Annotated in this window: 10 protein-coding genes; 8 read left to right on the top strand and 2 right to left on the bottom strand. The window is 52.8% G+C overall.

Annotation, left to right across the window (positions count from 1 at the left end):
• Window positions 1-1223 precede the first annotated feature (1223 nt).
• The 7 genes from Q3981_RS05800 (at window position 1224) to Q3981_RS05770 (ending at window position 7491) form a co-directional block, all read left to right on the top strand.
• Window positions 1224-1925, top strand: a complete 702-nt coding sequence (locus Q3981_RS05800) for an ABC transporter ATP-binding protein (RefSeq protein WP_303124470.1) — start codon at window positions 1224-1226, stop codon at window positions 1923-1925.
• Entirely contained in the window at window positions 1922-3766 is a 1845-nt protein-coding gene (locus tag Q3981_RS05795) for a hypothetical protein (protein ID WP_303124469.1), read from the top strand. Before Q3981_RS05800 ends, Q3981_RS05795 begins: the two co-directional genes overlap by 4 nt.
• A gap of 397 nt (window positions 3767-4163) precedes the next feature.
• On the top strand, window positions 4164-5852 hold the full coding sequence (locus Q3981_RS05790) for a sodium-dependent transporter (RefSeq protein WP_303124468.1): 1689 nt from the start codon (window positions 4164-4166) through the stop codon (window positions 5850-5852).
• Window positions 5853-5854: 2 nt separating this feature from the next.
• Entirely contained in the window at window positions 5855-6013 is a 159-nt protein-coding gene (locus tag Q3981_RS05785; RefSeq protein WP_303124467.1) for a methionine/alanine import family NSS transporter small subunit, read from the top strand.
• Between the two features lie 105 nt (window positions 6014-6118).
• Entirely contained in the window at window positions 6119-6439 is a 321-nt protein-coding gene (locus Q3981_RS05780; RefSeq protein ID WP_012730706.1) for a hypothetical protein, read from the top strand.
• The gene (locus tag Q3981_RS05775) at window positions 6432-6611 is read left to right on the top strand and encodes a hypothetical protein (RefSeq protein ID WP_012730705.1); all 180 of its coding nucleotides are present in this window, start codon (window positions 6432-6434) and stop codon (window positions 6609-6611) included. Before Q3981_RS05780 ends, Q3981_RS05775 begins: the two co-directional genes overlap by 8 nt.
• A gap of 499 nt (window positions 6612-7110) precedes the next feature.
• On the top strand, window positions 7111-7491 hold the full coding sequence (locus tag Q3981_RS05770) for a hypothetical protein (RefSeq protein ID WP_303124466.1): 381 nt from the start codon (window positions 7111-7113) through the stop codon (window positions 7489-7491).
• A gap of 79 nt (window positions 7492-7570) precedes the next feature.
• On the opposite strand, the gene nrdF is transcribed toward Q3981_RS05770, so the two are convergent.
• The gene (gene nrdF / locus Q3981_RS05765; protein WP_303124465.1) at window positions 7571-8623 is read right to left on the bottom strand and encodes a class 1b ribonucleoside-diphosphate reductase subunit beta; all 1053 of its coding nucleotides are present in this window, start codon (window positions 8621-8623) and stop codon (window positions 7571-7573) included.
• Between the two features lie 13 nt (window positions 8624-8636).
• Window positions 8637-9080 (bottom strand): class Ib ribonucleoside-diphosphate reductase assembly flavoprotein NrdI, encoded by a 444-nt coding sequence (nrdI, locus tag Q3981_RS05760; RefSeq protein WP_303124464.1) that lies wholly within the window; start codon window positions 9078-9080, stop codon window positions 8637-8639.
• Between the two features lie 240 nt (window positions 9081-9320).
• On the opposite strand from nrdI, the gene Q3981_RS05755 reads away from it, so the two are divergent.
• On the top strand, window positions 9321-9697 hold a 377-nt coding region (locus Q3981_RS05755), incomplete at its 3' end, for a pyridoxamine 5'-phosphate oxidase family protein (protein ID WP_303124463.1).

The following is a 9697-nucleotide window of genomic DNA, read 5'->3' as shown; positions in this document are numbered from 1 at the left end:
AGCACCCGCCAGATCCCCCAGTTGGCAACTGTATGGCAACAAAAATATCCAAGGGTTAAACGACAAAAGTGTGTCCGCACGCCGAAAAACTGCGAGGGTATATGCGAGGTGGTGGCAAAAACTGCGTGGGGATATGGTCAAAAATTGCCGAGAATTGACCATATACTCCCGCACTTTTATTCGAGGCGATCCGCTCAGGACAGAGCACACCATCGGATGGGGACCGGCTCGATGAGCCGCCAGTAGTCACTGGTGGTGTCGCGTGCGCACCGCCACCAGGCGATGACGCGGTCGATTCTTCGGCATGGAACCACGACATCATTGCCTCATGCCACAGATGGAGTGCAACACCGTGTATGTCCGGTCAAAAGAGGGCGGATATATGGTTGCCGAGCATATACTTTTTCGTCTTTGCCCAGATCAAAGGCCAGAAATCACCAGGCTCGGACACACTTTTCTGTCGTATTACCCGGAAATCCCTGGTTACACTTCGGTGGCCAGGGATTTTGTCGTATCACACGATGAATTCTATATGGCCACTCTAGACAGGTTTGCCATACTACATTAATCTCGGACTAGAACCTCCTGCTCCTTAACCCGGAAGGGCACTATGTCCCACCACGGCTCGATAATCCGCAGCAGTATTGTCACAGCGGTTACCTGCACCATGGCCTTCACTCCGGTAGCTAACGCTGCACCTACCAGCAGAAACGCCCAAATTGTTGTTCCACCGGATGGGTAGCTGTTGGGCTGACAGCATTGTCTGCCACCGGCAACCTGTACGACTGGAATGACTCGGGGATCATCCTACGGCCGATCCCCGGGTCCCCCCTCCCGGGTTGCACCCCTTAGAAGTAGGAATGCAGGAAGAAGGCTGATGATGGAGAAAAGAAGAATCCCTCTTATATCTATCGTGCTAGCAATAGCCGGAGTAATTCTCATCGTCCTTTCTATCGCCGACAAAGTGAACACATCTCTTGGCTTTAGTGGCCTGATTCTCTGTGTAGTCGCAGCTGCCATCCGGTTACGGATGCTCTCGAAAAGAAAAGGTTCATAACCATACAACGGCAGACTGGTTTCTTTCGGATACGGCGGAAAGAAATAGCCTGTATGTTTTTAAATAACAGTCGGGAAATAACAGGAGAATACGACCTTGTTCGGGCACTTCTAAAATACTAGAAAGGCAGAATATAGTGGACATATCACTAAGATCCGTCACAAAAATGTACCGCGAAGCCGACGGACCAGTCGTGAAAGGCGTGTCCTACACCTTCGAAGCGGGAAAATTCACTGCCTTGATGGGACGATCAGGGTCCGGGAAGTCGACGTTATTAAACATGATGTCGGGAATTGTTACACCGACGTCCGGAGAGGTCATATATTCAGATACGAATATATTCAAGGCTAGTGACAAGCGGAGGTCGGCACTCCGTGCACAATTAACAGCTACGGTGTTTCAAGACTACAACCTACTCAACTTCCTCACCGCGGAAGAGAACATTGATCTCGGGCGACGCATAAGTAAGTGTAAAAGTAAGGGTCTATCCGCCGAAGACGCACTTCGAGCTGTCGGACTCAGCGGGTTCGAAAAGAAGCGCCCTAGCGAACTATCCGGAGGGCAAAACCAACGAGTTGCGGTAGCAAGAGCTATAGCTGTTGGCCCAGACATCATATTCGCGGATGAGCCGACCGGAGCTCTCGACGAAAATAGTTCGCGGACCGTAGTTAACCTTCTGAAAGACGTTGCCAAGGAGGGAGTCGCTGTGGTGATGGTTACTCACGATCCTTATATTGCAGCGGCAGCCGATACCGTCCTTGAACTGCGGGACGGAATTATATCCAACGTGCTTGATAAGCCTACAGTCGGCGACATCCTCAGCGCCTTGCGAGCCGATGGCGAAAATTTCGGACAGGAGGATGAATGACACCGCTACTTATCTGGCGTGGACACAGGTCCTCAACAACCACGCTAACCGTAATCACTGTTGCGCTGGTATCAATCATAAGTGGCACGCTTAGCGTTGCGATCAGTTCTACCGAAAAAGCAAATGAGCTAAAGACCCAAGGACACCTAACAACGGATCTGGTTCAGCGAATTAACACTCTTGACGGAATAGCCACATACAGTTTTCTTGTTGTTGCCATTTCGGTTGTTGTTGCGCTTTTGATGCTGGCTGCCATAATTCAGTTCACCGTAGCCTCCGCGTCGTCAACTATCCGGTCGCTACGTGTGTACGGCATTTCTCGCAATCGGGTGCGTTTGGGATTCGTTGGAATATCTCTATTTGCGTCGGTACTCGCACTGCTCTTCGCCGTAGTACTCGCCCCTGGGGCTGGAGCGATTCATCGCTATATTCTTTCCCTGACTGGGCTCGATGTCAGTGACGTCAGCATCCATCCGTCATACTCGGCAATATTATGGACAACTATATCGATAGCCATCTTCGCAAGTTTGGTGTCTTACACCTCATCGAAACGAGCAGCGTCTCTCGAAAACTCATCAAGTACACAAAGTCGCTGGGTAACCCGCGTTCGCTTGGTTACTAGGGTCACTGTCTTCATTGGTGTTGTGATTGGTCTCGTCGCAATCCTTCGAGTCAATCCCACAATGGAAAACGTTAATGAAATCACATTCGGCGCGATGTTCACTTCACTTATAGCTGCGTGGTGCGTATTTCCATTGCTCGTGAACATCGTCGGTAGGATCGTTAAGTCCTTTGGTAGCGTCGGTTTGGCTGCCGGTGGGCTTATGGCTGCTGAATCAAGAAGGATCAGTGGGATTGCGCTGATATCTGCGCTGTTGTTGGGACTCGGGGGAACTAGCGCGATGCTCACCCTTGCTTCTTCGTCCGCAGGACAATATCTTGCTATGACTTCTGTCTCAGCAGATGCAGTCACGAATGGACAAATAAAGCGAACGGCACCCGATGTAGAGGTGTCATCGTATAATTACGACAACGGGTGGTTATTTAAAGACGAAGAGGCAAAGCAAGCTCCTGTCATCCTATTCAATCCCGAAGTATTTCGTAATATGCTCAAACCCGGGACAATCAAGGCCGGCGATCTTCAATCGGTCAATGGTACGCATGTTGCTGCGGATGCTCAGCGCTACAAACTCGGAGATACAATACCGATCGTCAACGACGATGGTAGAACCTTGGAACTAAAAGTCGTGGCATTGAGCGATCCTGAATCCCTGCTCGGCGGGGCGATAGGCGCCGACTCTAAGACATTCTCGCCAAGTAATGCTTCGAAAATAGATTACCGGACCTACGCGACTTCTGACGGTGGCTTACACCGCATTTCTGAGGCATTCCCCGAGGCAGATTGGAAGACAATTCAACAGTTCGTCGACGACGATCTTCGCTCAGCCCAAGCATCTCAGATGGCCTCGGTTTTTTCCATGATTGGCGGCGTTTCGCTCGTGGCTTTCTTCGGCCTGCTCTATAGCGTGATCGGCTTTTCTGTAGATCAGCGCAGGAGTGCTTTTTCGTTGAGCAGAATGGGCATGGGCCGTGCTCCTAAACTCAGTGTTTTCGCATTCATTGGTTGTGCGGTGGCAGTATCTTCGGCGATATTGGCGGCGTGTGGGTTACTCGCTGCGCTGAGACGCGTGAGCGATATTCTGGGGTCTCTCGGTGTCACCTATCCTCTGAACGTTCCTTGGGGCATGTTGATTACCATGTGGGCATTGATCGCCGTTGCCGCTGTACTAGGGATGGTCGTTGGTCAACGTAGGACCAGCAAACGGCACGGACGATCTTGAGCGGCAGGCAATCGGCAGGACGCCAGGCGTAGTCATTAATGGGAGCCGCTCTCCTATCGAACAAGTAACCTTCCTCAAGTCATCAAATGGTACTCCTGCATCCCCCATCCCATGGGACCCTCTCCTAGACCATGCGGTATGCTCTGTACCCGTGAGCGCACAAGTAACCTTCAACCGAATTATTAACTGAGCGTCTGGCTACCCTTTACCAGACGCTCCCCCGGCCTGCGGAAAACAACCGCACCGGGGATTTTTGCTATTCAGACCCGCTAACAGAGGGCCGCGGCCTACACCCAGGTTTCACCGGCCCAGTTGGCGTCGGAAAGGAAAATCGAAAACCCTCGCCTGCGGCCACCGGAAACCCCGGAGAGCAGGCACGAACATCACGGAGCAACCCATGCCCCAGAACATATCCGTATCCAGCGGGGACGAACCCGCCTCTGCTACTAACTCCCCAGCAAACAAGCCAGCGAAACGAGCTACCTTCGGCGGCCGGTCCATGTTTATCTTCGCCGCTATCGGTTCCGCCATCGGGCTCGGCAACATCTGGCGATTCCCCTACATTTCCTATGACAACGGCGGAGGGGCCTTCCTTTTCCCCTACGTCATCGCCCTGCTGACCGCAGGGGTGCCGGTCCTGATTCTCGACTATGTCCTCGGCCACCGCTTCCGTGGTTCCGCACCGCTCGTGTGGCGTCGTATTTCCCGGAAAACCGAAGCCATCGGGTGGGTACAGACCGGCATCACCTACATCATCGCCGTCTACTATTGCGTGATCCTCGCCTGGGCGGCCATGTACACCTGGTTTTCGTTGAGACTGGCCTGGGGACACGACCCAGAGAAGTTCTTTACCGGGGACTTCCTGCACGCTGACGCCACAAGCCTGACCAGTGCGAATGTGGTGTGGCCGATCGCGATCGTACTAGCCCTGGTATGGGCAGCGATCACCGCGGTCATGGTGCTAGGTGTTCGTAAAGGCACCGGGTTGCTTTCCTCGATCTTCGTCCCGCTGCTCATCATCATGTTCATCATTCTGGTCATTCGTGCGCTGTTTTTACCGGGTGCCGCTGAGGGGCTCGAGGCCTTCTTCACCCCGCAGTGGGGCGCTCTGCTTGATCCCCAAGTCTGGATTGCCGCCTATGGCCAGATCTTCTATTCACTGGCGATCGCCTTCGGCATCATGATGACCCAGGCTTCCTACCTGCAGAAACGAGCAAACCTTTCAGGCCTCGGCGCTGTGGTCGGCCTATCCAATAGCGCCTTCGAGGTCCTCGCCGGCATCGGTGTGTTCGCGACCCTGGGTTTTATGGCTGTCACCCAGCATGTGGCCGTCGCCGACGTTGCCACCAACGGCATCGGCCTAGCATTCATCGCCTTCCCGACGATCATCAACAACATGACCGGCGGCCCGATCTTCGGCGTCCTCTTCTTCGGTTCCCTCTTCATCGCTGGCTTTACGTCGCTGGTCACCATCGTGGAAGTTGTGTTGTCCTCAGTGCAGGAAAAATTCGGACTTTCCCGACGTCGCGCTGCCGTTTATGTCTGCGTGGCCTGCGCGGTCCCGTCGCTCGTATTTTTCCCAGTATCGACGGGCCTTGCCACGCTGGATATCGTCGATAAGTTCGTGAACGTCATCGGCATTGTTGTCATCGCCGTGGTGGCGATCATTGTCATCGGCTGGGTGCTTCGCCGCCTGCCGGAGCTGCGGCAACACGTCAACCAGATCAGCAGCCTGCAGCTTGGCCGATGGTGGGATTTCTGCCTTTTGGTGCTTACCCCGCTGGTTTTGGGGACGACGTTTGTCTTGGAGATCATCACGCTAGTTCGCGATGGATACGAAGGCTATCCGACGGCAAAGGTGGCTATCTTTGGCTGGGGTTTGGCTGTACTCTTTTACGGTGGTGCTCTTGTGATGTCGCGGGTTCCGTGGCCACGCGGAACGATTCTCGACGGCCCGCCGGTCAGCGATTATGGAGTGCCGCTGACCGGGAAGGGAGCACCCTTCGGCCAGCATCTGGATAACCCCTATGAATCTATTCACGACCGTGAGCGTCGGCTCGAAGTCGCTGGTCTGAAGGAGGCCTAGCCATGGATGCTGTCACTATCATCGTCATGATCCTCTACTTGGCCCTGGTGTGGGGGTTGTTGATCATCGCTGCAATTCATTTAACCAAGCACCCGGATGAGAACAGCGGAAAGTTGGGGACGACGGATCTCGACGACTTGCCGCAATACACCAAGGGGTAGACGATCCCCGCGGAATTGTGTAGCCGCTCTGGGAACCATTGCTGTTAAAACGCGTCAATACTCCATGTCCAACAACACTCACCGAGTAGACAGGGGGTAAACAGCATGGATACAGAAGCGTGGCTCCGACTGGTGCAACTAATCATTGCCGCTGGGGGCCTGATTGCTGTTATCTTGACGCTGCAACAAAAGACAAACAGTGACAACCGCAGTGAATGGTGGAGACGATTCACCTGGGCGGTAGAAAACGCCAGCGACGACACGACCACCGACGAAGTGCGTCGAGCCGCACGCATCGAACTCGATGAATTAGATCATAATTCGCTGGCTAGGAACACAGAGCGAGAGCTGATAACACGTTTCTATAGACAGAGGACAAATGGCACCGATACTATGAAAGAAAAGGACGGTGGGAACAATGAATGATTGGACTGAGAACCTCCGCAGAGCGATAGCTAACTCCGAGCGACACGGCGAAACACCCGAAAGAGGCGCCTACATCGACGCCGGACTACCAGTGCCAGAAAAAGCCACCGACGAGTATCAACAAGCCCCACTGTGGCGACGCATCATCAACTTTTTTGAACCCGTCTGGTAAATACACTCACCACCAACCCCGCCACCACGGCGGGGATTCCTTATCTCTACCCGCATGTATGCGCGCCCGACGGTAAATAGCTCATTGGTGAAATTGCACTACCTAGCAGTCTCGCGTGGATCCTTAGGCAGTTGGTGTATGCAGCTAAAGACACTGACGCCATCAAAGATGGTTAAAAGTCGACGCTAAGTGACACAGCCTTTGGGACGCAGCCGAAACTTCTGAAATACACCTTCTACCACCCACACACGCGGCGTCCTACTACCCACCTCTATAAGGGTAACTTCTCTTTTTCTATAGACATCTGCAACTGAACATGGTGAACTATGTTCGGTGTTCTTAACACTTTCGATATTCGTTTCCCTATGTAGGAGGAGTCCAGGTTCCTCCGTGGCATATTTACGGCCAGAGTAAAGGGCGCCTAGTGGCCATTGCACTCACACGGGTGTGGCGGCAAGGGAAAGCTATTTTCCCCAACCCAAGGACAGGAGTTTAATTCGTGAGTTCAGCGACAAAACGAATTCTGGGCGTAGGCGTGGTCGGAATTCTCATGATTATTGTGGCTTTTGTAGGAGGTGACATCATCGGCACAGATAACGCTACGACTGCATCTTCTGCCTTCTTAGACATGCTCTTTGTCGGGGGTCTGGGCGCTATTTTCGGCGCTATCTTTACCGGCATCTTTAAGAAGACTTCGGCACACGTTAAATCAGTGCTAGGTGTTGTGGGTCTATTTGTAGCGCTTTTCTGTCAGTCAGTCATGAATCAGCAACAACACTTGTCAGAGATCTTTGCTCCAGCGCTTCTGATGTATCCAGCTCTGGGTCTAGTGATCATGTGCGCCATACATCCGTTGATCAAATCTCGAAACGACCACTAGCCCGCTTGGCGCACAGATCCGCATCCTGGTTTAAAGGCCTGCAGGCTGGCCAGCTACCCAATAACGCTTTACACGACTGCTAAAAATCCCAGTCAGATTCTTCTGTCGCTTCGGTTTTCCCAATCACATAGGAGGCCCCTGAGCCACTGAAGAAATCGTGCGTTTCTGATGCCTCAGGGGTGAGTGCGGCCAAAATATCTGGTTCTGTCCGCTCAGCTTCCTCCTCGTATAGGGCTGGATAACCGAGATTCATGAGAGCTTTGTTCGCGTTGTAATAGACAAAGCCCATAACACCCGCGAAGTTCGGACGCGAGGTGAATGAGGATTCTGCACTCTTGTGAGAATTATTGGGAGCAGTTATGCCACCATACAACTCACCAGAGTAAATTTTCTCCAAATTTAGAAGCTCGTCCACCAAAGAATACGTAAACTCTTGGAGCTCATTTTTCCTCTCCGGATGGGCATCGAGCCCCCGCTGAAATTTATAACCGGAATAATAACCGTGGACGGCTTTATCACGAAGGATCAGACGGATCATGTCCGCGGTGTTCATAAGTTTTGCGCGACAGCTCAACCACAATGGCAAATAAAAACCGGCGTATAAGAGCAGTGAACTCAACAATGTGGCCGCCACTTTCCGCTTTAAAGGATCCCGGGCATAGTAGTGTTTCATCACCGTTGTGGCACGTCGTTGGAGGACAGTATTTTGAGTTGCCCACCCGTACGCTTCCGTGATCTCCGGAGTACTGCACAACGTGCTAAAAACACTGCTATAACTCCTGGCGTGTACAGACTGCATAAACGCGATGTTGGTATACACCGCCTGTTCATGCTCGGTTCTGCCATCCGGTATCTGACTCACCTCACCCACCGTCGCCTGAACCGTGTCAAGCAACGTTAACCCAGTGAAGATTCTCACGGTGAGTTGGCGCAGATCGTCAGGTAGCGAATTCCAACTGGAAATATCATTAGACAGAGGCACCTTTTCAGGAAGCCAAAAGTTTCCCGTCAACCGCTGCCACACTTCCAAGTCCTTCGGATCTTGTAAGCGATTCCAATTGACCGGCCGCAATGGCTTTTCGGCGCATTTGGTCCATTCAGCCGGGGTTATCGAATCATTGATATAGGACAAACCATTTTCCTCTCTAAAGGGTTTCTTTTTCTTTCACGCGCTTCCAGAACTCCGTCAATCCATTCCGAACTTTTTCAACGTCACGACTCGTCCCTAATAACTCGAATCGATAGAGCTCCGGAACATGGCATTTCGACGCAATTACAGGGCCTGCACAACAAAACGCGGCTCCGAAGTTCGTGTTTCCGCTGGTTATTACTCCGCGCAATAGGCGTCGGTTCTGTTCGTCGTTAAGAAAGCGAATAACCTGACGCGGAACCGCTCGAGCGATATCCCCTCCCCCGTAGGTTGGAGTGATAAGCACATACGGTTCCGACACATGGAGCTCGGGAGCTTTCAATTTCATCGGGATTCGGGCCGCGGGTAGGTGGAGTTTGTCCACGAAACGCGCAGTGTTACCCGAGGCAGACGAAAAGTAGACAAGGTGGGTTCCAGGCGCACTAGATGAACTCGGCATAGTTCTCCCACGTGGAGGTGGATAGATCTCATGGGGGCTGTTTCGTCCCTCATTATTCAATGGGTTGAATTTTATCATTCATCGTGATGAAATAACAGCCTCTACGACGAACTCACGCGCGGGGACTCGCTCGCGGACCAGCGCATAAGGAGCAACTTCAGCGGCTTCGGCGCCAGCGTGGGAGTTTCGTCGGCAAGCGCCGACTGAGGGCACGAATGTCTTCTGATGAAAGGACGCATAATGGCAACACTGACCGATCCGATGAAGGAAATGATCAGCAAGCAACTTCCGTTTTTGGCGACGGTGACTGATGCTGAGACCCTTCGGCCTAATCTAGGCCCGAAGCGGTCGTTACGCGTGTGGGACGACCATACCTTGGTGTACAACGAGAACACTGGTCGTCAACACTATGAAAATCTGCGCGAGGGCTCACTGGCCGCCGTCGCGGTGGTGGACTGGGCTGAACTCGATGGGTACAGGTTTATCGGTCCGGCAGAAATCCACCGCACCGGACCGGCGTGGGACGCGTGCCTTGCTTATGCGGAGGCTCACGGTTACGCCCCACCCAAGGCGGGTGTTTTAATCCATGTTCAGCAGATCTATACGTTAATGATCGG

This window comes from Corynebacterium sp. (assembly GCF_030530965.1).
GTDB lineage: Bacteria > Actinomycetota > Actinomycetes > Mycobacteriales > Mycobacteriaceae > Corynebacterium.
This window is presented reverse-complemented; position numbering and strand designations above follow the sequence as displayed.

What these genes read in the sequence shown, in the direction of transcription:
- nrdI (WP_303124464.1), bottom strand. Translation starts at nt 9,080, where the DNA reads ATGCCGAGTTCATCTAGTGCGCCTGGAACCCACCTTGTCTACTTTTCG.
- Q3981_RS05785 (WP_303124467.1), top strand. Translation starts at nt 5,855, where the DNA reads ATGGATGCTGTCACTATCATCGTCATGATCCTCTACTTGGCCCTGGTG.
- Q3981_RS05795 (WP_303124469.1), top strand. Translation starts at nt 1,922, where the DNA reads ATGACACCGCTACTTATCTGGCGTGGACACAGGTCCTCAACAACCACG.
- Q3981_RS05775 (WP_012730705.1), top strand. Translation starts at nt 6,432, where the DNA reads ATGAATGATTGGACTGAGAACCTCCGCAGAGCGATAGCTAACTCCGAG.
- Q3981_RS05780 (WP_012730706.1), top strand. Translation starts at nt 6,119, where the DNA reads ATGGATACAGAAGCGTGGCTCCGACTGGTGCAACTAATCATTGCCGCT.
- Q3981_RS05800 (WP_303124470.1), top strand. Translation starts at nt 1,224, where the DNA reads ATGTACCGCGAAGCCGACGGACCAGTCGTGAAAGGCGTGTCCTACACC.
- Q3981_RS05790 (WP_303124468.1), top strand. Translation starts at nt 4,164, where the DNA reads ATGCCCCAGAACATATCCGTATCCAGCGGGGACGAACCCGCCTCTGCT.